Genomic DNA, 1,213 nt, shown 5'->3' on the forward strand with positions numbered 1-1,213 from the left:
CGAGGGTGGGTACGCGGATTTCGGTCGCAGGAACGAAAGGACCGGCCCGAATTTCTGGGCGAATCCGGTGAAGTCGAGCACCGACGAGCCCTTGCCTTCGAGATGGGCCGCCATGGCGATCAGCGCACCGACGGTGATGACGCCGGTGCCGCCGACTCCGGTGACGAGCAGGTCATAGGGCCTGCCGAGCGCCGGCAGAGTCGGTTCACGCAGCAGCGCGGCACGAGCCGCGAAGTCCTCGCCGTCCGCCTGCCGCTTCCTGCGAACGGCACCCTCCACTGTCACGAAGCTCGGGCAGAAGCCGTCGAGGCAGGAAAAGTCCTTGTTGCAGCTGGACTGGTTGATCTGCCGCTTGCGGCCGAGCGGTGTCTCCTTCGGCTCGACACTCAGGCAGTTCGACGCCACCGAGCAGTCGCCGCATCCTTCGCAGACGAGATCGTTGATGACGACGAAGCGCTGCGGATCGACCATGGTGCCGCGCTTGCGGCGGCGTCGCTTCTCGGTCGCGCAGGCCTGTTCGTAGATCAGGACCGAGACGCCCTGGATCTGGCGCAGCTCGCGCTGGACCGCGTCCAGCTCGCGGCGGTGATGGATGGTCACGCCCTGCGGCAGGCTGGCGGGCGCGAACTTCTCCGGCTGGTCCGAGACCAGCGCGATCCGCTCCACGCCCTCGGCGCGCACCTCCTGCGCGATCGCGTGCACGCTGATCGGCCCGTCGACCGGCTGGCCGCCGGTCATGGCGACGGCGTCGTTGAACAGGATCTTGTAGGTGATGTTTGCCCTGGCCGCGATCGCCTGGCGGATCGCCATGGAGCCGGAGTGGTAATAGGTGCCCTCGCCGAGATTCTGGAAGATGTGGCCCCTGCCGGTGAACAGCGAGGATGCCGCCCAGTTCACGCCTTCGCCGCCCATCTGGATCAGCGATGTCGTTTCGCGATCCATCCAGCTCGCCATGAAATGGCAACCAATGCCGGCGAGCGCCTTCGATCCCTCCGGTACCCTGGTGGAAGTGTTGTGCGGGCAGCCGGAGCAGAAATAGGGCGTCCGTGTCGCCCCCGGCACCTGGATGATGCGGTCGGCTTCGGGGACGAGCGCCGCAGCCCGCGCGACCAGATCGAGGTCCGGGAACAGCGCATCCAGCCGCCGGGCCACGATCGGCGCGAGCAGGCGCGGCGACAATTCCCCGATCCAGGAGATCAGGCGGTTGCCGTCC

General features: G+C 67.4%; 1 pseudogene. It reads right to left on the reverse strand.

Annotation, left to right across the window (positions count from 1 at the left end):
- Positions 1–1,213, reverse strand: a pseudogene (locus ACIPIA_RS16650) (indolepyruvate ferredoxin oxidoreductase family protein); the annotation flags it as partial.

It is taken from the genome of Allobosea sp. CER48 (assembly GCF_044752385.1).
GTDB lineage: Bacteria > Pseudomonadota > Alphaproteobacteria > Rhizobiales > Beijerinckiaceae > Allobosea.